Below are 23,041 nucleotides of genomic sequence, written 5' to 3'. Positions count from 1 at the left end.
GACGGCGCCTCCGGACGTCCGATGACCGGACTCGAAGGCAGTCGAGCGCCGACTGTGGGCTGTCACCCGCATCCTCGCCTGCACTTGATCCTCCCTGATCGATGCTGCGTAGCGGGAGTGCCGAAGGTCCCGAGGCCCGTAACGTCCCGGTCTCCGATCAGACCGGCCACGCCGGAAAACGACTTCGGACTCATGGTCGCGGGACCAAGGTCCGCATCGGCGATCTCCTCCGGCCTTCTACCGTCGCACTATCGGCACCAGCCGGAGCGGCAGGGAAACCGCGGCCCGACACGTCGAGATTCCCGAGCCGCGAAGCGAGAGGAATTCACCCAGTGAGCACACATACCGAACCCGCCGTCGTCGTAGGCATCGACGGTTCCCCCGTTTCTCTCGGGGCCCTCCGCTGGGCCGCCCGGGCCGCCGCCAGGTACAGCGCCCCGCTGCACCTGGTCTACGCCGTCGGTGCACCCAACGATTTCGGCGCCGGCCTCATGGCCTTCGACAATCAAGCAATGCGCGCCGACGGTGCGGCTATCTGCTCATCCGCCGAGAAGCTCGCCCGGGAAGTCGCAGGCGACCTGCAAATCAGCACCGCCGTCGTCGATCCGGCGCCCGCAACCACCTTGATCGAGCTATCTCGCTCCGCCCGGATGGTTGTCGCCGGAACACATGGGTACGGCGCTTTGGGGCGTGGGCTCCTCGGATCGGTGAGCACGGCCTCGGCCCGGCACGCGCACTGCCCCGTCGCCATTGTTCCGGAAGCCTATGCCGAACAGGGCGAAGAACGCGCCGGCCTACCCGTAGTGGTCGGGGTGGACGGCTCGGCACGCAGCGCGGAAGCGATCGAGATCGGCTTCGAGGAAGCCTCCCGCCACGGCGTCGGACTGGCGGCCGTCACTACCTGGTCGGAGTTCTTCCGCTACATCTCCCGCGCCGAGATGCAGGAGGAGGCACGCGCAATCCAGGCCGAAAGCCTGGCCGGTTACGGCGAAAGATATCCCGATGTGCCGGTCACCCATGTCGTTGTCGAGGAACGGCCCGCACGGCGTCTGCTGCGCGAAGCAGAGGGTGCGCAGCTGGTGGTCGTCGGTAGCCACGGCCGCGGCGGCTTCGCCGGGATGACGCTCGGCTCGACAAGCCAGGCCGTGCTCCACGGTATTTCGGTGCCACTGATCATCGCCCGGCGGCGCCTCTAGTTGTCGGCCCCGAGGGGCAGGCCGCGCGATTGCCCAGCCGCAAAATCAGCTGGTCCGCTGCGGTGCCGGGATACCGGTCAGGGCATCAGGACCGCCGCCCCGTCGAAGTGTCCGTGCGCTAGGTCGGATAACGCGCGGTCGGCTCGATCGAGCGGATAGGGATGCGTCGTCACCTGCAGCCGGTGTTCTTGCGCGAAGGATATGAACGCCCGCGCGTCGGCCCGGGTATTGGAGGTGACACTGCGCAGCTGCCGTTCCCGGAACAGGTGCCGCTGGTAGTTGAGGGGAGGAATATCGGTGAGGTGGATACCCGCCAGCGCCAGAGTGCCTCCCGCACCGAGCGCCTCCAGCGCGGGCGGCACCAACTCGCCGGCCGGTGCGAAGAGGATCGCGGAATCCAGCGGCTCCGGCGGCGGGTCGGCGGCGCGCTGGGCCGACGATACGCCGAGGCCGAGCGCCAGTTCGCGGGCAGCGGCACCTCTGGTCATGACGTGGACACGGGCGCCCCGCGCGCGGGCGACCTGCGCGGTGAGATGGGCACTGCCGCCGAAACCGTAGATGCCGAGCACACCCCCGTCCGGTAAGGCCGCTCGGCCGAGCGCACGGTAGCCGATGATTCCGGCGCACAGTAGAGGCGCCAGATCACAATCGTCGTACCCGGTCGGCACCGGCAAAGCGAAATCTGCCGGTGCGGTGACATATTCGGCATATCCGCCGTCGGCGTCCCACCCGGTGTAGCGCGACCGCGGGCACAGATTCTCCGCACCACGCCGGCAGAATTCACAGACTCCGCAGGTGTAGCGCAGCCAGGGGATACCGATGCGATCCCCTACCGTGAACCCGGCATGTTCCGCCCGGCCGGCGTCGGCGACCTCCGCGACGATCTCATGGCCCGGCACGACATGTGGGCGGTGCACCGGGAGATCTCCTTCCACCACATGTAGATCGGTCCGGCACACACCGCAGGCCAGCACCCGCGCGCAGAGTTCACCGGGCCCGGGCTCCGGGACCGGCTCACGGCGTTCGGCGATCGGACTCCGGTCGATGGCGCGCGGAGAGTCCACCCGCCATGCTCGCATGGCGTTGGGCGCGTTCACCTGCCGGTTCACGCCGCGACCTCTGCGATCACCCTGGTTCCGGAGACGAGGGTGGGTTCGATGCCGATCACCGCGCCGGTTGCCGGGTCGTCCCAGGGGCCGAGCCGGCGTGCATACTCCTCCGTCAGTTCGTCCGCAGCGACAGTGTGAGCCGCGCCGATGACCAGCACCGACCATCCGGTCCACTGCACAGGGTCGATATCGTCGACTTGATAGGCGAGGACCAGCCCCGGTACGAGCCCGGCGGCCGGGCGAGTGCAGATGATGATCGCCCCGTCGGCACCGATCACATGGGCCACCGGACGCACCGCGGGTAGCGCGTCGTGGGTGAACACGATCCGGCCGAACGGCGCGGCCGCGAGCAATCGCAACGCCTCCGCCCGCTCGATTCCCACGGCTCGCCGGGGGCCCGCGTCGCGAGCCGGGAACCTCTCCGAACCAACCACCTGTTCTTCACCGCTTCCTCGGTAGACCCTTCTCTCGATAGCACCACCGAGCGGAGACTCCGGCCAGGGTCGAATGCCCTTTCCGTAATGCGAGAAGTCCTGTCCTGAGCGGGTACAGCACACCCACCGTAGTTCGGGTTCACTGTTCGATCCGGTCGCAGCGGCGCAGGTGCCGCAGCAGCCGAAAGTCCCGATCGCGAAGGTCGCGTGGCACTGTGTATCCGGCGTGACGATTCGTAGCGTCGAGAATGCCGGATGATGCCGCCAGGATTGCTCGATGTACACGACAAGGAGGCGAATCATGCGCTATCGGGTCAGCCTCGGCGAGTCCGGTCCGCACACGGTCCTCGCCGTCCTTCGCACGGTACGGACCGACCGTGCCGGAGACGATATCGGCAACGGTATGGCCGAACTCCACGAGCTGGCCCGCGAACTCCGTCTCACACCGGTCGGCCCGCCGCGCACGACCTACCACGGCGACTTCCGCCCCGGATCCACAACCGAGGTCGAATTCGAAGTACCCGTTACCGGGCCGGCCGGAGACACCGGCACAGACTTCACCCTCCACCACGCCGATCGGCAGTCCTACGCACACACCTACCACCGCGGTAACTACGCCGGAGTGGGAGCGGCGTACCGAGCGATCGACGACTGGATCCGAGACTCCGGCCGGCACGCCGTCGGGCCACCCACGGAGATCTATCATGTGGCACCGGACGAGACGGTTGCTCCCGCCGAACTGCTCACCGAGATCCAGGTCCCGGTCACCTCGGTAGTTCTGGCCGTGCGGGTTCGCGGATTCTTCGACACCATCGTCGGCACAACCCACGAGGTATTGCGTGACCAGGGCTTCGAGATCGCCGGCGAGTGGGACGTCCGGAAGACGCTGACCGGGCCGTCGGACACCCGGTCCGACGGCTATCTGATCATCGACGCGTACCATCCCGGCCTGGCCCACTCGATGATGGCAGCAGCCGGCAGACTCGCACCTCTGCTGCCATGCAGCGTGACCCTACGCGGAGACCGCGCACACACCGTCATCGAAACGATCGACCCGGACCTGCTCTGGAAACAGGGCGGTCTCGCCGAGCTGGAGCCGCTGGTCCCGGAGATCAGGGAACGGCTGGAGTTGCTGCTGCGAGCCGTGGAACGCCGATGCGCACAAAACGACGAGGCCCCGGAGCGGCCCACACGGGTCCCGACACAGCCCTGAACCCGCCTTCGGTGCCTGGACAAAGGGGCTTCGGTCCCCGGAACCGGAGGCTTCCGGCATCACCCAGACTCCGAGCCGACTCCGTAGGCTGTAACGATCCACACACGAGAGAGGTAAGCCATGATCAGGGTTTTCTTGGTCGACGACCATGAGATCGTGCGCCGCGGCGTGGCCGACCTGATCGAGTCCGAACCCGATATGGAAGTCATCGGCGAGGCCGCGAACGCCTCTCAGGCGCTGGCCCGTATCCCGGCCCTGCGACCCGATGTCGCTGTCCTCGATGTGCGGCTGCCCGATGGCAACGGTATCGAACTGTGCCGGGAACTGCTCTCCGCCGGCCGCGGGCTGCGCTGCCTGATGCTGACCTCGTTCACCGACGAGCAGGCCATGCTCGACGCCATCCTGGCCGGCGCCAGCGGCTACGTCGTCAAGGACATCACCAGCCTCGACCTGACCAACGCCATCCGGCAGGTCGGCGCCGGGAAATCGCTCCTGGACAATCGCGCCGCGGCCACGCTCATGGCGAAGTTCCGGGCCGAAGCCGAAGCCGCCACCGGACCGCTGGCCGGCCTGACAGACCAGGAACGCACCCTGCTCGCGTTGCTCGGCGAGGGACTGACCAACCGGCAGATCGCCGGCCGGATGTTCCTGGCGGAGAAAACGGTGAAGAACTACGTGTCACGATTGCTGACCAAACTGGGCGTCGAACGCCGCACGCAGGCGGCGGTCATCGCGTCGAAGATGACCCTGCCCGACAAGAAGATGTAGTTCCGGTAACACCTGTCCCCGGTTCGCTTTCGCCGGCGCATTGGCCGGGACCGGAGTCGGTGGAAGAATGCAGTGCATGAAGCGGCGGGCGTCCCCGGCCGGCGATCGGCCACCGGTCACCGAAACGCTGTCACAGCTGCGCCTGCGCGAGCTACTGGACGAGGTACAGGACCGCATCGCCCAGATCGTCGACGTACGCGACCGGATGGACCGCCTCATCGAGGCCATGCTGTCCATCACCACCGGGCTCGACCTGGACGAGACACTACGGTCCATCGTGCACACCGCCATAGAGCTGGTGAATGCCGGGTACGGCGCTCTCGGCGTGTACGGAACCGACAAAACGAGCGACCAACTGGCCCAGTTCATCTATGAGGGTATCGACGACGACACTCGCGTCCTGATCGGTGACCTCCCTCGTGGTCACGGTGTGCTGGGGCTGCTGATCCAAGACCCGAAGCCCATCCGCCTCCCGAATATCTCCGGCCACCCCTCTTCTGTCGGCTTCCCGGCACACCATCCGCCCATGCGCAGCTTTCTCGGCGTGCCGGTGAAGGTGCGCGACGAAGTGTTCGGCAATCTCTATCTCACCGAGAAGATCGGCGCCCGCGAATTCACCGAGGACGACGAGGTCGTGGTGCAAGCGCTGGCCGCGGCCGCCGGCATCGCCATCGAGAACGCGCGGCTCTACGAACGTTCGCAGGCGCGCCACAGCTGGCTGGAGGCGACCCGCGACGTCGCCACCGAACTGTTGGCGGGTGGCACACCCCAGGAAATTCTTGATCTCGTGACCCGACGAGCCCTGAAGCTCACCGGGGCGGTCTGCACGTTCGTGGCACTACCGGAAGATCCCGACCTCCCCGGCCCGGATGTGGGTCAACTATCCGTTGCCGCCGCCGCGGGTGAGAGAGCCGACGATCTGCGCGAACAACGGTTTCCCCTGCACGGATCCGGGGCCGGCCAGGTGTTCCGGCACGGTCGCACGGTCACCCTCGAAAGCCTTCCGGGTGACTTCCTACCGGATATGAGCACCGACTGGGGGCCTGCACTCGTCCTGCCGCTGCTCGTCGGTGACGAAGTGATCGGCCTCCTCACCGCGGTACAGCCCGCCGACCGGAACCCACTCGACCCCGCGGTCCAAGCGATGATGTCGGTAATCGCCAACCAGGCCGCGCTGGCGCTGCAACTCGCGGAAACCCAGCAGCGGATGCGGGAACTGGATGTGGTTGCCGATCGCGACCGGATCGCCCGCGATCTGCATGATCACGTGATTCAGCGGCTGTTCGCCGTCGGCCTGGGCCTGCAGGGCACGTTGCAGCGCGCTCGCAGTCCGGAAGTGAAAGCGCGTTTGACCGAAACGATCGACGACCTGCAATCCATCGTGCAGGATATCCGCCATTCGATCTTCGATCTGCACAGCAGTGCGTCCACGACATCGGCCGACTACCGCAAACACCTGCACAGTATCGTCACCGAGTTGACCGCCGATACGGATCTGCGCACCACGATCCGCCTCGCCGGACCCCTCACGGTGCTGACGCCGCCCCTGTCCGACGATGTGGAAGCCGTCCTGCGCGAGGCGGTCAGCAATGTCGTCCGGCATGCTCACGCCACCACTGTTTCGATCGAACTGCGCGTCGACGACGCGGTAACCGTCGAGATCACCGATGACGGCATCGGCCTGGCACCCCGGATCGACCGGCGCAGCGGACTGGCAAATCTGACCGCCCGCGCGGAACGCGCAGGTGGTCGCTGCCTGGTGACCGGCAACCCCGCCGGCGGAACCGTTCTGCGCTGGAGTGCCCCACTCCCATGAACATCGCGGGCAACGACACCATGGAACCATCCGTGAGCGAGGCGATCCGCCGGCGCGGCAACGAATCCCTCGAAGCGGCCCGGCAGACCGCACTCCGCATCGACCCCTCGCTCACTGTCGAGACCGAACTCTCGGATCTGGGCCCCGCTCGTCTGCTCATCGACCGATCAGCTGCCGCCGACCTGACCGTCATCGGCGCCACCGGAGCGGGGTCCACGCTCGTGCACCTGGGCTCGACCCTGCTCGCCGTCGCCGCCCACGGCCACGGCCACGGCCACGGCCACGGCCGGATCGTCGTCGTACGCGGCGCCGGCCATGCGACAGGTCGCCGCGAGGGTCCGGTCGTCCTAGGCCTCGACGGCTCGCCGAGCAGCGATGCCGCCGCGGCCGCCGCCTTCGCCGAAGCCGGCTTGTGCCGAATACCGCTGGTCGCCATCCATACCTGGCACGACCTGCGATTCCATTGGTTCGCCGGGATGCCCGAAATGATCAGCGAGCCGCCCCTCGCCGAAGCAGCCGAAGCCCGGTTGAACGACTGGCTGGCCCCCTGGACCGAGAAGTACCCCGAAGTCGAGAGGGTCCGGAAGTCCTATCTGGCCGGACCCGACCTGCACCTGATCCACTGGTCGGAATCCGCGCGACTAGTCGTGGTCGGCAGCCGGGGCCGCGGCGGGTTCCACGGCCTGCTCATGGGGTCCACGAGCAATATCGTGGTACAGCGGGCCCACTGCCCGGTCCTCGTCGCCCACGCGGAGCAAACTCGGCAACACCGGCTCGGGGAAACATCGTCCCCGCCGCGCTGATGACCTCACCGCCGCCAAGGGCTGCGCATGGTATCCGGCGATCATGCTGACTCGTCCGAGCACTACCCGGCCGACACAGAACAACCGATGAGACCTCGGGCGAGCTCCGGAAAGGCACGCAACGTTGAGCAGATCCGAGCTGTTCGGTCAGGTGGTTGTCATGGCGAGGATATCGCGAAGAGGCAACCGAGGAGTCCGCTCCACGGGGCGGTCCTGCTGCGGTGGTGCACCGATCCTGACCAAGACTTGCGGCAACCGGTGCCCGCCTCCGATCAGATCCCGGACCACCTCGCGGCTGCGAGGTACCTCGGTCAGATGAGTCAGCGGACAGGTCGCGTACCCGGCGAGCGTCGACTCCAGCAGCACCGTCGACAGCGCCTCACCACAGCGGACCAGCTCGTCGTGGCCGTCGGAGGAGGTGGACAAGACCAGGATGGCGGCACGGTCGGTATCGGCCCGCTCCTCATGCTCGGATTCGGCCCCGCGAGTCGGGAATTGCCGGCCGACGCCCACCCGCTCCTGTTCGCCGGAGGATGCCAGTGCGCTCCGGGGCACTCCCGCTGCGCTGATCACATGTCCGGTCCACCAATACAGCTCGGCATGGTAACCCGAGTCGTAGCGGCGCAGCGACGCGGTCATTCGCGCGGCGTGCGCCAACGCGGCGCGACTGTCCTCGGGCAGCACGTCCACCTCAGCGTCATAGGGATCGACAGTGGACGTCAGTACTGTTTCGAAATCGGGCCAGCCTTCTGGCACGCCGAACGGCCTCCGGTCGGTGTAGCGACGGTCGATCACCTCACCACGGGCGAGTTCGGCCTCGGTGACGATCGGCGAGCGATGGAAAATGCTGTCCGCCAGATGGTTCCGGGCATTCGGATCGGGGAAGCGGGCGATCGACGACCGCCACCCCGCCGACACCATCGCCGCCCGGAGATGATCCAGGGCAGCACCGCAGCTGATGAGCATCTGCCGGCCGCTGGGGTCTGTCGTCGGCAGCATACGTTCGGGCACCGCGTACAGGCGCAGCACTCGGCCGTCGTATCGCCACAGCCACGGCTGGCTGTTGTGCAGCGAAGGAGCCCTCCCGGCGAGGAGGACAGCCTGTTCGACCGTCGTATCGTGGGGCCCATCTGTCATGGTCACGACGCTATACACCCGTTCACGGCCCGCCAGGAGTCTTTGGTCCCCGATCCACATGCCGGTGGCCACGCCGCCGGGGACGGGCAAACCGTACCGGCCCTGCCGCACGTGTGGCAGGTACACGCAAGCCATCTGCTTCCACACAGATAGGCCCGATACCAACGGGTAGACCACCACCGGAAGCGTCCACGCGAAGGTGTTCCCGGCCGCCGTGGCGGCGAACCAGCGTCGGCGCAGCTTTCGGGACGCGTCACCGACCGTGGCCGACAGCGGCGGCGTACCGGTCGGCGTCCTCTGATCCAAGGTCTCCTGAGGACTGCCGCTGCGCTGCACGATCGTTGCCATGTGTGGTCCCGGGTCGTTGCGAAATGGGCACACCCTGCGGTCGGCAGTACCGAGCCTCCACAGATACAAGTCCCGCTGTATGTCAGGGTGAGTTCTCGGCGATGCCGGTCACGGCGCGCCATTCCTTGTCCCACTGTGTGTTCCTGCGCCGGGACAACGCCCATGAGACCGCGCACACCGTGCACCAGGCACCAGCGGCGCCGAGCAGAAGAACCGTCAGCGCGGTCGTGACACCGGCAGTTGCCGCAGCACCGGAGTCTCGGGGCGGATCGACCCGAGTGCCGTGCTCGTCGATCCAGAGCGTGATCCGGTCACCGGCCGAAGCCGAGGCGGCCACCGGCATCTGCGCTTCGCCACTGCGGCCGTCGGCTTTCCAGACAACTCGCGCTTCGCCGGAATCCACTCCGGTCGCCTCGGAAACGCTCGCGATTTCGGCCTCGACGGTCGACCTCGTCGCATGTTCGGTGCGTACAGCCGCGGCGGTATCGGTATAGACGGTGGTGCCCAGCGCTCCAGCGATCGGGACCAGTAGCGCCACCGCCAGTACCGCGACGATCCGGAGGGCCTCTTCGAAGCGATCGCACGGGCGCATCAGCACGCTCGGATTGCTCGGTCGCAACGCCCAAGTCCGGGTGAGTGCTGCCCACGGTTCAGGCGCACTCGGCACGGACTCCATCGTCACTGCCGATGAGCGAATGCATCGCCTCGCGTCCGCGTGGGTTCCCACGTCGAGACCGCCCAGATCACCACCACGTTCAGTGCGATCAGCACAATCGACCACCACGGGTAGTACGGCAGCCACATGAAGTTGGCGAGCATCGACAGGGCCGCGAGTACTATCGCCCCGATCCGCGCCCATCGTGCACCGGTGAACAGTGTCGCACCCACCAACACCATCACGACGCCGAGGACCAGATGCAACCAACCCCATGCGGTGAAATCGAACTCGTACACGTAGTTCTGCCCCTGCACGAAGATGTCGTCCGTGGCCACCGCCGACAAGCCTTGGAAGAACTCCGCAATCCCGACGGCGACCAGCACTACCGCAGCGCCGAACGAGGCCCCTCCGGCGATCCGCTGTTCTCTGGACCGATTCTCGTAACCGGTCTCCACACTCTGGGCCATGGCTGTCCTTTCTCAGGAATGATCCGTAACACCGAGTGTTGTGGAGGACACATACCACCGACCAGGGCATTTCGTCACCTCACAGCCACGAACGCAACGAGCTTCCCTTCGTTGGCGACGTACAGCGGGTCCAGGCCGCGAGATGGTGGTTCCGGCCGGCCGGACAACGCGACCGCTCCAGTTCTTCGACCACCGCCACGGCGCCGGACAGACCGATGCCGAGGTCCAGCCGGTCGGCGTCGACCCCGAAGACCACCAATGCGTCCGGTAGCGCGCCCAGTGCACGCCCCAGTCGCACTGCCTCGGCGACACCGAAGGCATGCGAGCTGGTCGCCGACACCACGCCCTCCAGCATCTTCGCGTCGACGCGCTGGATCCGGCCAGGGTGAGCGATGGTGCGGGCGACAGAATCCACGACGATCGCCACATCCGCGCCACGCCACAGGTCCAGCAGCTGAGTCAGTTCGCCCGGGCACGTCGCCACGTCGACCCCGGCAGGTGGAGATCATCTATCGACGCGGCCACGGCGGGTCCCAGCCCGTCGTCGTGCCGAAAGCCGGTGCCGACGCCCACGACCACCGCCCGCCACATGGTCAGCGGCCAGTCACGTCGAGCACGAGAAAATGCGCCGCGCACGAGATACACGGGTCATAGTGCGGTCTCGACGATGCGGTGCAGGTTGCACGCCGGGTGGCAAGCTTCGACTTCCCCGTGGCCGATATCGGCTGCGAACTCGTCGCGGTCACCGATCCGGCGCACTACGCCATCGAGACCGGCGAGGTGCGGACAAGCGGTGGTCCGGCGTTCCCCGCGGCCGGATTCGCCAAGCATCTCAGCGAGCGGCAGGTCCGGCATTCCACGGCGCTGCATGCCACCCTCGACGGCCGGCAATACCTGACCGGGCAGCAGCGCATTGCCCGCCTTTTTCAATGCCAGGCCCTGCTCGACGAGGGCGCGCTCGGTGCGCGCGAGCGCGACCGCGTCCGGGAAGCCGAGGAAGTCGGGCAGGTGGAGCAGGAAAATATGCAGGCAGTGGCGGGCGATCCATTCGCCGCAATAGAGCAACCGCCGCAATGCGCGCAGCGGCGGATCCAGCTCGGCCCCGCATACCTGCTCGAGCACGTTGCACGCGCTGACCTGGTAGGCCACCGGGCAGATCCCGCAGATACGGGAGGTGCTGTCCGGCGGTTCGGTGAATGCCCGGCCGCGCAGCAGCGCCTCGAAGAATCGGGGCGGTTCGTAGATCCGGAGCTCGGCAGATTCCACGACGCCTTCGTGCACGACGATGGCCGGGAGCAGGGCGGTGCGGACCGCGGAGCGGCGGTGCGGGACGAAGGCGGTGGTGGCCGGCATTCCCAGTGCGAGGCGGGTTTCGATCGCGGGCCGATGATGGCGCACGTCCTCGGCGAGCCGCACCAAGGTCAAACCACTGGCCTGCATAGCGGTGGCGATGACCATGCCCGAGATAGGAATCATCACCTCGGCCCGAACCGCCAGGACCCCGAACACGGTGAGCGCGACCAGCACCGGAAGCGACCCGGCGGCGATCGCGATGGTGGCCAGGATCCGGGCGCGGGGCACGGCACGGCCTCGGCGCCCCGCGACCTGTCCGGCGATCAGCAGCATCACCGCGATCCAACCGACCATTCCCACAATGGCAGCGTGCGCGAACAGCAGCAACAACACCGCCCCGACCGCCGCCAGCTGCACAGCGGCCCGGATAGCCGCGGTCACCAGATCGCGGGTCAGGCCCAGCCGCTGATACGCCGCAGCGGCCACCGCGGCACCAACCAGCGGAACCGCGGCCGCCACCTGCCACCAGGTCATCGCTGCGGCGTTCACGAGCGATCACCAGCGGAGGTGCGGCGGCCGCGGTCGAGGGTGATCACCTGGCGGCAAGACGACGGATCTGGGCGGAGTCATGGCTGACCAGCACCACTGTTCCACCCGCGGTGGTGAATCCGGCCAGGGTGTGTTCGATCGCGGCTGCGGCGACCGGGTCCAGGGCGGCGGTGGGCTCATCGGCCAGCAGCACCTGCGGATCCATCGCCAATGCCCGGGCCAGACATACCCGGGCGGCCTCCCCTCCGGAGAGCCTGGCGGTGGCGCGGTCAGGGGCCGGACACGGCCATTGTGTGGGTGTCGTCGCCGATCATCGACAGCCCGCGCAGCACAGCGTCCAGGCCCGGTGCTTCGGGGGCGTCGAAGCGTTCGTCGTCGATATCGGCCTCGTGCACGATCTCGGCGATCCGCCACAGCACCGGGTCGGTGAGATCGTGGCGACACAGGATCGTTTCGAAGCTGCAGTCCCCACCGTGGTGGCCGAGTTCGACACCGCGCATATCGAACGGTGTCGCCTCCGCCGGCACGTCGGCCGGGTCGGAGACGAACACGAACTCCGCCTCCGGATCGATCTCACGGAGGATCAGCCAGGCGCAGGCGGCGCGGTCAATCCCGCGTACTCACCGTCAGCGCCGTCTTCGGACTCCTCGCCGGACTGGTCGGCCTGCCCTTGAACTGACCGCACCGCCTCCCCTACCCATCCGACACGTGACGACAGTGCGACCGTGCAGATATTGCAGCAACTCAACCGTGGACAGAGGCACGCCCGGAACAACCGGCGAAACTTGTACAACGTGCAGACTTTCGATTCCGGCTGAACGTCGCCCGGAATTCGCACCCGGCGAGAGGTCCTCTACATCGCCCGAGAGGTTATCGAACATGGCTATCACTACATCCAGCGAGAACCGGATTGCGTGCCGGCGTGGGCGATGACGAGATCCCTGTCTACCCACACCGGACCTGCACCCGCTTCGCGGAGTTCTGCCGTGCTCCAGAATGCCCCGAAACCAGTCAGCACCCCCGCCCCCAAAGATTGCCAAAGGTTAGCTTTCGCGACGATTCGTCGGCGTGTCGGATCGACGACACGTCGGAAGAACATGATCGGTGAGTTGCGCGCGGCCGTGCCGGTCACGGAAGCGGTTGACGCTCGGACCTCATTCCGGTAGACCACTGACGCAGTGGCCGATCCACTAATTTTGAGCGACGCACCATCGGCGCTGGTAGGGCATCTCTTTCCGACACCGACTGACCGCCCCGCGTGTGACCGTTTTTGTGACCGTTTTGAGCGTGGCGAGCCGGTATCCAAGCTGATCTCCAGTGATTACAGAGGCCCTCACCTGGCGTTCCAGGTGAGGGCCTCATCTCGAAAAGAGCTGCCAGAAGCTACTTTTCAATCACTGAACATCACTCACTCGAACTTGGCCTTGGCCTCGCGGCGGCGGCGGTGCAGGATCGGCTCGGTGTAGCCGTTGGGCTGCGTGGTGCCCTCCAGGATCAGTTCCTTCGCGGCCTGGAAGGCGACGCTCCCGGCGAAATCCGGGGCCATCGGCCGGTAGCCCGGGTCACCGGCGTTCTGGCGGTCCACCACCGGCGCCATCCGCTCCAGGCTGGCGATCACCTGGTCGGTGGTGACCACGCCGTGCCGCAGCCAGTTGGCCATCAGCTGGCTGGAGATCCGCAGTGTGGCGCGATCCTCCATGAGCGCGATATCGGAGATATCGGGGACCTTGGAGCAGCCCACGCCCTGATCGATCCAGCGCACCACGTAACCGAGGATCGACTGCGAGTTGTTGTCCAGCTCCTGCTGCTTGTCGGCGTCGCTCCAATTCGTATCGGCCGCCAGCGGGATCTCCAGGATCTCGTCGACACTCGCGCGGGCGCCGCCCTTGGCGATCTCGGCCTGCCGCTTGAACACGTCCACGAGGTGGTAATGGGTGGCGTGCAGGGTGGCCGCCGTCGGCGAGGGGACCCAGGCGGTGGTCGCGCCCGCCTTCGGATGCCCGATCTTCTGTTCGAGCATTCCGGCCATCAGGTCGGGCATGGCCCACATACCCTTGCCGATCTGCGCCTTGCCGGGCAAGCCCGCGGCGATACCCGTATCGACGTTCCAGTCCTCGTAGGCCAAGATCCAGCGCTGGGTCTTCATCTCGGCCTTGCGGATCATCGGACCCGCCAGCATCGAGGTGTGGATCTCGTCGCCGGTGCGGTCCAGGAAGCCGGTGTTGATGAACACCACCCGGTCGGCGGCGGCATCGATACATGCCTTCAGGTTCACCGTGGTGCGGCGTTCCTCGTCCATGATGCCGACCTTGAGGGTGTTGCGCGGCAGGTCCAGCACATCCTCGACGGCGGCGAACAGGTCGTTGGTGAACGCGACCTCGTCCGGGCCGTGCATCTTCGGCTTCACGATGTACACCGCGCCGGTGCGGCTGTTGGACAGCGCCACATCCGCGCGCAGCGAATGCTTGGCGACGAGGGAGGTGATGATGCCGTCCATGATGCCCTCGGGCACCTCGTTACCGTCCGCGTCCAGGATGGCGTCGCTGGTCATCAGATGCCCGACGTTGCGGACGAACAGCAGCGAGCGGCCGTGCAGCGCCAGCTCGGAACCGTCGAGCGCGGTGTAGACGCGGTCCGGGTTCATGGTGCGGGTGAAGGTTTTGCCGTTCTTGCTGACCTCTTCGGTGAGATCGCCCTTCATCAGGCCCAGCCAGTTGCGGTAGCACAGGGTTTTGTCGTCGGCGTCGACCGCGGCGACCGAATCCTCGAAGTCCATGATCGTGGTGACCGCGGATTCGATGACGACATCCTTGACACCGGCGGTGTCGGTGCTGCCGATGGGCGATTCGGGATCGATCTGGATCTCGATATGCAGACCGTTGTGCTTCAGCAGGATCGCGGTGGGCGCGGCCGGGTCACCGATATAGCCGACGAGCTGGCCGGCATCGGCGAGGCCGATCGTGGTGCCGTCCTCCAGCCCGACCTCGAGCTCCCCGTCGACGATCGTGTACGAGGTGGACCCGATATGCGAACCGGTGATCAGGGTGACGGCGTCGTCGAGGAAATTACGCGCCCATTCGATGACCTTGTCACCGCGCACCCTGTTGTAGCCGGTGCCCTTTTCCGCGCCGCCGGTCTCCGGGATGGCATCGGTGCCGTAGAGCGCGTCGTAGAGCGAACCCCAGCGCGCATTGGCGGCGTTGATGGCGAAGCGGGCATTGCTGACCGGGACGACCAGCTGCGGGCCGGCCGTGCTACTGATCTCGTCGTCGACGCCGGTGGTGCCGATCGTGAAATCCGCGGGTTCGGGGCGCAGGTAACCGATCTCGGTCAGGAACTGCTTATACACCGAGCGGTCGTAGTTCGCGCCCGGATGCTCGCTGTGCCAGGCGTCGAGTTTGCCCTGGATTTCGTCGCGTTCGGCCAGCAGGGCCCGGTTGCGCGGAGCGAATTCATTGATGATCCGCTCGGCGCCGGCCCAGAACGCGGCGGAATCGACGCCGGTGCCGGGCAACGCCTCGTTCTCGACGAAGTCGTGGAGAACGGTGGCAACCTCGAGCCCGCCGACCTTTTTCCGCTCTGTCATCTACTTGCCTCACTTCCGCGAATACCGGGTGGAAAGTCGATGGATATGTTACCGACCGGTAGTGCTGCTTCGGCCGCCGGGTGAGAGCGCGGGCGGGTGCCGCTGTCCGCCCCGGACTCTACTCCGTTGCCCACCGGCGCCCGGCACTTCGTAACGGCACCCGCGACACCGGGTCCGGACGAGTCCGGGCCACCCGCAGCGACGTGGATCAGCGGGCATCGCGTCGCTGCGGTAACCACCGCCGTCTCGACATCGGACGGCTGGTTATGCCCCCTCCCGACTGCCCTTGCCCTCGAACACATGGTGGGCTTGTTCATCACGAAGCTGCCCGTGCGGGTCCGGTCCGACCCGGGCCGTTCCGTAGCGGAGAGCGCCCCGTGGGCCGCCGGACGTCCGGAGAACATCCGTCGGTTCGTACGGCCACCGGCTCCGGCCGACATCGACCGGGCAACCTTCACGAACGGCCGGAAGCGCCGTCCCGGAAAAAATGGGCCGACAACCGCTACTGCCCTGTGCCACCATGTATTCCACCGGCCGCCACAGGGGCGGCCGACGATACTCGGAAGGGAGGAGTGGTCTTGTATCCCATCGCACCGGCGAACAGCACCCGGTCACGGCAGCGCACCGTAGCGCAGTGCCCGTCGATGCCGGCACTGCCGGTGGACGCCGAACAGTCGCGGCAGGCGAAACCCGCCGGCGATCGCTGGATCGACCGGCTCCTCCCGCAGCGTCGCTGACGCGTTCGCATTCTCCCCTGTTGAAGTCCGGGTCGTTCCCGGCTGTCGAAACCTGGTGATTCCCATGCCGATTCCTGCTGTCGCCGAACCGGTGGCACTCACGCCGGACAATTGGATACACAGTCGAGTGCTGGTGCTCAACGCCAGTTACGAGGCACTGGACCAGGTCACCGCCGACCGGGCGGTGGTGCTGCTGATCGGCGGAGTCGCCGAATCGGTCGTGATCCGCCGGCCGCATTTCCCGATCCGCTCCCGGCACACCGAGGTCCTGCTGCCCGAGACCATCCGGCTGGTGCGCTACCGGTACCTCGCCCACATCACCGTCCGGTCGCCGGGCAGCCGGGCCACCCACGCCGCGGTGTTGCGGCGCGACGGTAATCGGTGCGGGTACTGCGGCGACTGGGCGCCGACCGTCGACCACATCCGGCCGCGCAGCCGGGGTGGACCCAACACCTGGGAGAACCTGATCGCCTGCTGTGTGCCCTGCAACACCGGTAAGGCCGACCGCACCCCCGAAGAGGCGGGAATGCGGCTGCTGTGGGAACCCCGGGCACCGCAACCGCTGGCCCGTGAACAGCGGCGGGTGTGGAAGCACCTGGCCGCGACACCCTGAACCGATCCGCGAGAGGAGGGGATCGATATGACCGTCGAAGTGCTGGCAGATCTGCTGCCCATATCCGACAGCCACGGCTGGCATCGCGCCGCCTGCCGCGGCGACCCGAACCACGAGGCGTGGTTTCCGTATCCATCGCAGGACTTCGAGTACGCGCGTGCTGTCTGCGGCCGGTGCCCGATCCGGCCGGACTGCCGCGGCTTCGCCGAACGGACCGGCCAGTCCGGGGTGTGGGGCGGGCACGAATTCGACCGGGGAAAGATGATCCGCGAGTAGGGGTGCGATCCGAAGCGATGCCGGAGGTGGTGGACGAGTGCACCGCCTCCGGCTCGTAGGTCGCCATGATGTCGGTGATCTCATTGACAGTGCGGGCGGGGAGTGCGCTACGCGGTGCGGGCATCGGCCCGACGCGGGATCAGAGGTCGGCGCGGTCGAGGCGGGTGTCCGGCCGGTTCTGGTGGTCGTGCATCGCGTCGTGGGGTAGTGACTGCCGCGATACCCGCTGTCGGGGACGGTCGTTCGGGGGTCGGAATATCGAGCACCGGGCTCGGCTGCTGTGTGATCGCGGGACACTCTGCAGGGTTGGGGTCGGGGTCTTCCAGCAGGACGGGAATCGAGGTCTTGCGGTCGCAGTAGACCATCTGCAAAGAGGCGGGCTGTAATTTTGGAGACGCTCCGCGGCTCGAGGGTGGAGCCCTGTTGTGCCCGGTTCTTCACTCCTCCGCTCCTCCGCTTCGGTCCCCCGCTCCGTCGCTCCAGAACCGGGCGGGCCCCACCCCGGGGTAGCGAAAAGGGTCCGGAGGCGTAACGGGGTTGCGCTCCTTAGACTGGCTGGCCGTGGGTACCCATCGCAGCACCGGCTCTTCCCGGGAAATCAGCAAGGGGCCGGTGATCACCGCGGTGGTGGTCGTGGCCTTGCTAGCGGTCGTTGTCGGCTGGTGGCAGTTACGCCCGGATTCGGCGGAAGGCACCGCGGCCGGTGGCACCTGCGCGGAGGGGCAGGCCATCTTGGATGTCACCGTCGACCCGGAGATCGCCGACCCGGTCCGCACCATTGCGGCCCGCTACAACGAGACCCGGCCGGTGGTTCTGGATCATTGTGCGGAGGTGGTGGTCACCGAGCGGCCGGCCACGGATATGGTCGCCGCCTTCACCTCCGGTGCCACCTGGAATCCGGTACTCGGACCACGGCCGGCACTGTGGATCCCGGTGTCCAGCAGACAGGTCGAGTCGATGCGGGTGCCCGGTCTGGTCGAGGGTACTCCGCGTTCTATCGCGTCGAGCCCGATCGTGCTGGCCGTCCCCGAAGTGCTGCGCCACGCGCTCGCCGCCGCCCAGACCTCCTGGGCGGACCTGCCCCGGCTCCAACAGGGATCACTCGAGGCCATCGGCCTACCGGGGTGGAACGGTCTGCAGCTGGCCCTACCGCCGGGCGACACCACATTGGCGGTGGCCACCGCGGTCGCGGGCGCGATCTCCGGTACCGAACCGCTGACCGAGGAGGCGGCGACCGGCGGGCAGGCGGTCTCCGCGGTCTCCGCGCTGGCAGCCGCCGCACCGGAGCTCACGGACACCTCGGCGGCGATCACGGCATTGTCCGCGGACGCACCGGCCGAAGCCGCGATCCACGCGGTGCCGGTGACGCAGCGGCTGCTCGCGGCGAACCCCGGCGCCACGTCCTACCTACCGACCGGGGCGGCACCGGTGGCCGACTACCCGGCCACGCTGATGTCCGGGCCGTGGGTGGACAAGGCCGAGAACCTGATCGCCGGCCTGTTCGCCGAATACCTGCGCAAACCGGAACAGCAACGTGATCTGATCGCGGCCGGTTTCGCCGCCCCACCGGCCGCCCCGGTCGCCACCCCACCGCGGGTCGCGCTGGACCGGCTCCGCGCCGTTCTCGACAACCCGGTCCTCGGCGTGCACGCGACCGCCCTCGTGGATGTTTCGGCATCGATGGCGACCACCGACGGCGAGCAGAGCCGGCTGACCAATGCCGTCGGCGCCCTGGCCTCGACCGTCAACGTGATGCCCCCCGAATTCGGCCTGGGGATATGGACCTTCGGTGCAAATACCGGCGGCAGCCCGTACGACGTGGTCGTCGATACCGCGGCGCTCACCGACGAGCACCGCGGGACGCTCATGGGTTCATTGGGCGATATCGAGGCGGCGGCAGCGAATACCGACGAGTGCTACCCGGCGCTGCTCGCCGCCTACCGCACCGCGATCGAGAACTATGCCGCCGACCGCACCAATTCGATCCTGTTGGTCACCGACGGCCCGGAGGACAGTTCGGATATCACCGGCGAGGACCTCCTCACTCGCATCGAGGAGGCGGGAAACTCCGCCACCCCCATCCGAATCGACGTCATCGTCGTCGGCGGTGCGGGCTCCGATTCGCTGCGCATGCTCACCGAGCGCACCGGCGGCAGTTACCGGGCGCTGCCGAGCAGTAACGATCTCGCCTTCGGCACCGCGATGGTCGAGGCGCTCACCACGCCCTGAACACCGCTCATCCGAGCCGCCCGTCGCGGGCGTCCTGCCAGCGATAACGGGTGCGCGGGCGGCCGGCCCGGCCGTAGTCGGAGCGCCGGTCCACCACACCGTCCTCGGCGAGCCGCTCGAGATACCGCCACGCGGTGATCCGGGAAACACCGACCGACATGGCGACATCGGCAGCGGTGAGCCCGTCCGGCGCCGCGCGGACCGTGCGGGTGATCTCGTCGAGCGTTCCGGGCGCGACCCCCTTCGGTGTGCCCTGGTTCCGCGCCGGGGTGCGCAGCACCGCCAGGGCACGATCGATATCGGCCTGGGTCGCGGCGGACTCTCCGGTGAGCAGCGCCGTCCGGTATTCGCGGAAGCGTTCCAGCTTGTCCCGAAAAGCCGCGAAGGTGAACGGTTTCAGCAGATAGAGGACCACGCCGTGGGCGACGGCGGCATGCACCAGAGCCAGGTCACGGGCCGAGGTGATGGCAATGACGTCCGGCCGCGGCCGCTGCCCCACCAGGGTTGCCGCGACCTCGAGCCCGGTCATATCGGGCAGGCCTATATCCAGCAGCACCAGATCGACCGGTGTCTCCGTGGCCGCCGCGGCAGCCACCGTCCGCAGCGCATCCCGGCCGGTCCGCGCGATCCCGACGGCCCGGAAGCCGGTGATCCGATCGAGATAGGCCTGATGCGCTTCGGCGATGAACGGCTCGTCCTCGACGATCAGCACGCTGATCATGCCCCCGCCTTCCGTGGAATGCTCACCGTGACCGTACTTTCCGGCACGGTCGCGGTCGTGATGGCGCCACCGTGCCGGACCACCAGCCCGTGGACCAGTGCCAAGCCCAGTCCGTGATGCCGGCTCTTGGTGGAGTAGCCGCGTTCGGCGGCCCGCGGGAAACTTTCCGGGGACAGGCCCGGGCCGCTGTCGGCCACCCGCACCAGCAGCGTGCTCGCATCCGCGCGCACGGTCACCTCCACCCACGCGTCGGCGTCACCGGCCGCGGCGTCGATCGCATTGTCGATCAGATTACCCACCAGCGTCACCGCTTCCCGGCTGGACAGCGGGGCCACCGAATCGAGACCGGTCTCGGCGGTGACGGTGAGTTCGATATCGCGCTCGGCGGCCTCGTTCACCTTGCCGAGCAACAACGCCGCCAGCACCGGATCACCCACCTCGGCCAGGAGCCGATCGATGAGTGCCTGGGACAGCTCGAGTTCGGCGGTCGCGAATTCCACCGCCTCCCGGTAGCGGCCGAGTTCCACCATGGTGATCACCGTGTGCAGCCGGTTGGCCGATTCGTGCGCCTGTGCCCGCAGCGATTCCGCGAAACCGCGCACCGAATCGAGCTCGCCGAGAACCGTGCGCAACTCGGTGTGATCACGGATGGTGGTCACCGTGCCGTTCGCGCGGCGGCCCAGATCGACGATGTCCTGATTGACCAGCAGTACCCGGTCGGCGGTCACATGCGTTTCGTCCCGGACCGTCCTGGCCGGCCCGCGCAGCGAAACCGGCAGGTCGGACCTGGTTACCGGCCCGGGCGGCAGATCCAGCAGTCTGCGGGCCTCGTCGTTGACGACCTCGGCCTGTGCACCGGTCGGCCCGAAAACCAGCAACCCCTCGTGCATCGCGTGCAGGATGGCATCGTGGTGCTCGTACATGGCCCACAGCTGTGCGGGCGCCAGTCCCCGGGTCTGCCTGCGCAGCCTGCGATTCAGCAGAAGCGATCCGGTGGCCGCCACGAACAATCCCAGGGCTGCCACGCCGAGGACGATCGGCAGCTGTTCGGCGAATCGGTCGCCGATCGCGGCCCGGGTGACGCCGGCGGAGACCAGCGCGACCACCTGTCCGTCGTCGCGTACCGGTGTCACCGCGCGGATGGATGGCCCCAGACTCCCCGTATACGTTTCGGTGAACGTGGCACCGGCCAGCGCCCGATCGATGTTGCCGGTGAAGGGCCGGCCGATCCGCGCCGGATCGGTATGGGTGAAGCGGGTCCGGTCGGGAGCCATCACGACGATGAAATCCATCCCGGTGGCCCTGCGGATGCGTTCGGTCACCGGTTGCAGGAGCGCGGTCGGATCCGGCGACCCCACCGCCGCGGCGGTGGACGGCGCGGCCGCGACGGTCACGGCGGTATCGGTGACCTCCCGAGTGGCGGTGCGGTCGCTGTCGCGACGGGCGTCGAGCACCGCGTAACCCGACCAGAGTCCGGTGACCAGCGCCAACAACACCAATTGCAGGGCGAACACCTGTCGGGCGAGTGACCACCGGCCGGAACGCACCACTACCTCCACCTGAACGAAATGCACTAAACAGTGACGGAAGTCACGCGTTGGTCCACCATTCTCCATGGGCCGCGGTGGCCGAGTCCACCGCACCCGCTCACTACAACCGGGAGGAGATCAGGTCATGGACGACCGGACTCGCACGCGACGCGATCGCACCCACTGGCTCTATCTGGCGGTTATCGTCGCCGTGGTGGCCGGAATACTGGTCGGCTGGCTCGCGCCAGGAACCGGCCGGGCACTGGCACCACTGGGCACCATGTTCGTCGACCTGATCAAGATGATGATCGCGCCGGTGATCTTCTGCACGATCGTGCTCGGCATCGGTTCGGTACGCGCGGCCGCAACGGTCGGCAAGGTGGGCGGTTTGGCCATCGCGTACTTCCTGGTCATGTCGACGGTGGCCCTGGGCATCGGCCTGCTGGTCGGCAATCTGCTCGATCCGGGGACCGGGCTGGATATCGCCGGCTCGGCGGGTCAGGGCACGCAATACGCCGAACAGGCGCATTCCGCCGGTGGCACGGTGGAATTCCTGCACGGCATCATTCCCACCACCCTGGTCTCGTCGCTCACCGCGGGGAGCGTGCTCCAAGCTCTTTTCGTCGCATTGCTCGTGGGTTTCGCGGTACAGGCGATGGGCTCGTCCGGCGAGCCGATCCTGCGCGCGGTCACCCTGATCCAGAAGCTCGTCTTCCGGATCCTGGTGATGATCCTCTGGCTCGCCCCGATCGGAGCCTTCGGAGCGATCGCCAATGTGGTCGGCAGGACCGGTCTCGACGCCGTCGTCCAGTTGGGGACCCTGATGATCGCGTTCTACCTGACCTGCCTGCTGTTCGTCTTCGGTGTGCTCGGGGTGCTCGTCCGGCTGATCGCCCGGGTCTCGATCTTCAAACTGTGCCGCTATCTGGCGCGGGAGTATCTGCTCATCGTGGCCACCTCGTCCTCGGAATCGGCACTGCCGCGCCTGATCGCGAAGATGGAGCATCTGGGGGTGGAGCGCACCACCGTCGGTGTCGTCGTGCCCACCGGCTACTCGTTCAACCTGGACGGCACCGCCATCTACCTGACCATGGCGTCGATCTTCATCGCCGATGCGATGGGGCAGCCGCTGAGTCTGGGTGAGCAGCTGGGCCTGCTGCTGTTCATGATCGTGGCGTCCAAGGGCGCTGCCGGGGTTACCGGCGCCGGGCTGGCCACCCTGGCGGGCGGTCTCCAGAGCCACCGGCCGGAACTGCTCGACGGTATCGGTTTGATTGTCGGTATCGACCGGTTCATGTCCGAGGCGCGGGCGCTCACCAATTTCTCCGGCAATGCGGTGGCCACGGTGCTCGTGGGCACCTGGACCGGAACCATCGAACCTGCCCGCGTGCGTGACGTCCTGGATCGCAAACTGCCGTTCGACGAGCAGACGCTGGTGGACGAACACGAAAACGCACCGGCTCCGGCAACGGGGACCGAACCGAAGCCGCTCGTCCCGGCCTGACGCCGGGATCGCGCCCACCGAACCCGGCCGCTTCGGGAACCCCGCGTCCCTACCC

Annotated in this window: 19 protein-coding genes and 4 pseudogenes; 10 read left to right on the top strand and 13 right to left on the bottom strand. The window is 67.4% G+C overall.

All coding sequences use genetic code 11. From position 1 onward, the window contains the following. The first annotated feature begins 332 nt into the window (after positions 1–332). Positions 333–1,196, top strand: coding sequence for a universal stress protein (locus ON22_RS10995; protein ID WP_033242061.1), 864 nt, complete (start codon positions 333–335; stop codon positions 1,194–1,196). 77 nt (positions 1,197–1,273) lie between these two features. Here ON22_RS10995 and ON22_RS10990 read toward each other — a convergent pair whose 3' ends face one another. Both ON22_RS10990 and ON22_RS37920 read right to left on the bottom strand, forming a co-directional pair. Then, complete coding sequence (locus ON22_RS10990) at positions 1,274–2,275, bottom strand: zinc-binding alcohol dehydrogenase family protein (protein ID WP_033242500.1); 1,002 nt, start codon at positions 2,273–2,275, stop codon at positions 1,274–1,276. Between the two features lie 26 nt (positions 2,276–2,301). Then, positions 2,302–2,688 (bottom strand): pyridoxamine 5'-phosphate oxidase family protein, encoded by a 387-nt coding sequence (locus ON22_RS37920; RefSeq protein WP_051157437.1) that lies wholly within the window; start codon positions 2,686–2,688, stop codon positions 2,302–2,304. A gap of 352 nt (positions 2,689–3,040) precedes the next feature. Here ON22_RS37920 and ON22_RS34560 point away from each other — a divergent pair, with 352 nt between their 5' ends. The 4 genes from ON22_RS34560 to ON22_RS10965 all read left to right on the top strand — a co-directional run bounded on the left by ON22_RS34560 (position 3,041) and on the right by ON22_RS10965 (position 7,339). Further along, positions 3,041–3,952: a DUF302 domain-containing protein gene (locus ON22_RS34560; protein WP_051157434.1), complete on the top strand. Its 912-nt coding sequence runs from the start codon at positions 3,041–3,043 to the stop codon at positions 3,950–3,952. Between the two features lie 120 nt (positions 3,953–4,072). After that, positions 4,073–4,720 carry a response regulator gene (locus ON22_RS10975; RefSeq protein WP_033242059.1) on the top strand — a complete coding sequence of 216 codons (648 nt, stop codon included), beginning with the start codon at positions 4,073–4,075 and terminating at the stop codon, positions 4,718–4,720. Between the two features lie 76 nt (positions 4,721–4,796). Continuing rightward, positions 4,797–6,536, top strand: a complete 1,740-nt coding sequence (locus tag ON22_RS10970; RefSeq protein ID WP_033242058.1) for a sensor histidine kinase — start codon at positions 4,797–4,799, stop codon at positions 6,534–6,536. Positions 6,537–6,568: 32 nt separating this feature from the next. Further along, positions 6,569–7,339: a universal stress protein gene (locus tag ON22_RS10965; RefSeq protein WP_231508049.1), complete on the top strand. Its 771-nt coding sequence runs from the start codon at positions 6,569–6,571 to the stop codon at positions 7,337–7,339. A gap of 147 nt (positions 7,340–7,486) precedes the next feature. On the opposite strand, the gene ON22_RS10960 is transcribed toward ON22_RS10965, so the two are convergent. The 9 genes and pseudogenes from ON22_RS10960 to ON22_RS10930 all read right to left on the bottom strand — a co-directional run bounded on the left by ON22_RS10960 (position 7,487) and on the right by ON22_RS10930 (position 15,377). Continuing rightward, positions 7,487–8,476: an Acg family FMN-binding oxidoreductase gene (locus ON22_RS10960; protein ID WP_033242497.1), complete on the bottom strand. Its 990-nt coding sequence runs from the start codon at positions 8,474–8,476 to the stop codon at positions 7,487–7,489. A 430-nt stretch (positions 8,477–8,906) separates the two neighbouring features. Next, the gene (locus tag ON22_RS10955; protein WP_156052216.1) at positions 8,907–9,491 is read right to left on the bottom strand and encodes an Rv1733c family protein; all 585 of its coding nucleotides are present in this window, start codon (positions 9,489–9,491) and stop codon (positions 8,907–8,909) included. Positions 9,492–9,502: 11 nt separating this feature from the next. After that, positions 9,503–9,949 (bottom strand): DUF7144 family membrane protein, encoded by a 447-nt coding sequence (locus ON22_RS10950; RefSeq protein ID WP_051157430.1) that lies wholly within the window; start codon positions 9,947–9,949, stop codon positions 9,503–9,505. 79 nt (positions 9,950–10,028) lie between these two features. After that, positions 10,029–10,436 (bottom strand): annotated as a pseudogene (locus tag ON22_RS10945) (hydrogenase maturation protease); the annotation flags it as partial. Between the two features lie 416 nt (positions 10,437–10,852). After that, positions 10,853–11,248, bottom strand: a pseudogene (locus ON22_RS37915) (nickel-dependent hydrogenase large subunit); the annotation flags it as partial. Further along, positions 11,246–11,776 (bottom strand): annotated as a pseudogene (locus ON22_RS37910) (ABC transporter permease); the annotation flags it as partial. The pseudogenes ON22_RS37910 and ON22_RS37915, both read right to left, overlap by 3 nt. 58 nt (positions 11,777–11,834) lie before the next feature. Further along, positions 11,835–12,050, bottom strand: a pseudogene (locus tag ON22_RS38370) (ATP-binding cassette domain-containing protein); the annotation flags it as partial. Positions 12,051–12,060: 10 nt separating this feature from the next. Beyond that, complete coding sequence (locus ON22_RS10935) at positions 12,061–12,402, bottom strand: chromate resistance protein ChrB domain-containing protein (protein ID WP_051157424.1); 342 nt, start codon at positions 12,400–12,402, stop codon at positions 12,061–12,063. A gap of 797 nt (positions 12,403–13,199) precedes the next feature. Continuing rightward, complete coding sequence (locus ON22_RS10930; protein ID WP_033242056.1) at positions 13,200–15,377, bottom strand: malate synthase G; 2,178 nt, start codon at positions 15,375–15,377, stop codon at positions 13,200–13,202. 578 nt (positions 15,378–15,955) lie between these two features. On the opposite strand from ON22_RS10930, the gene ON22_RS36650 reads away from it, so the two are divergent. The 4 genes from ON22_RS36650 to ON22_RS10915 all read left to right on the top strand — a co-directional run bounded on the left by ON22_RS36650 (position 15,956) and on the right by ON22_RS10915 (position 19,232). Then, a complete protein-coding gene (locus ON22_RS36650; protein WP_156052215.1) occupies positions 15,956–16,114 on the top strand; it encodes a hypothetical protein in 159 nt (52 codons plus the stop codon). 64 nt (positions 16,115–16,178) lie between these two features. Beyond that, positions 16,179–16,727: an HNH endonuclease gene (locus ON22_RS10925; protein WP_051157422.1), complete on the top strand. Its 549-nt coding sequence runs from the start codon at positions 16,179–16,181 to the stop codon at positions 16,725–16,727. A 27-nt stretch (positions 16,728–16,754) separates the two neighbouring features. Then, positions 16,755–17,003, top strand: a complete 249-nt coding sequence (locus tag ON22_RS10920; protein WP_033242055.1) for a WhiB family transcriptional regulator — start codon at positions 16,755–16,757, stop codon at positions 17,001–17,003. 561 nt (positions 17,004–17,564) lie between these two features. Next, positions 17,565–19,232: a VWA domain-containing protein gene (locus ON22_RS10915; protein ID WP_063820570.1), complete on the top strand. Its 1,668-nt coding sequence runs from the start codon at positions 17,565–17,567 to the stop codon at positions 19,230–19,232. 7 nt (positions 19,233–19,239) lie between these two features. Here the strand turns inward: ON22_RS10915 and ON22_RS10910 are convergent, their stop codons facing one another. Further along, complete coding sequence (locus ON22_RS10910) at positions 19,240–19,953, bottom strand: response regulator (protein WP_033242054.1); 714 nt, start codon at positions 19,951–19,953, stop codon at positions 19,240–19,242. Beyond that, positions 19,950–21,500, bottom strand: coding sequence for a sensor histidine kinase (locus ON22_RS10905; RefSeq protein ID WP_051157474.1), 1,551 nt, complete (start codon positions 21,498–21,500; stop codon positions 19,950–19,952). Before ON22_RS10905 ends, ON22_RS10910 begins: the two co-directional genes overlap by 4 nt. Before the next feature lie 127 nt (positions 21,501–21,627). On the opposite strand from ON22_RS10905, the gene ON22_RS10900 reads away from it, so the two are divergent. Beyond that, a complete protein-coding gene (locus tag ON22_RS10900) occupies positions 21,628–22,986 on the top strand; it encodes a cation:dicarboxylate symporter family transporter (protein ID WP_033242052.1) in 1,359 nt (452 codons plus the stop codon). The last annotated feature ends 55 nt before the right edge of the window (positions 22,987–23,041 follow it).

The organism is Nocardia carnea NBRC 14403 (assembly GCF_000308515.1).
GTDB lineage: Bacteria > Actinomycetota > Actinomycetes > Mycobacteriales > Mycobacteriaceae > Nocardia > Nocardia carnea.
Note: the sequence above shows the minus strand (reverse complement) of the source record. Positions and strands in the feature narration are given on the sequence as shown.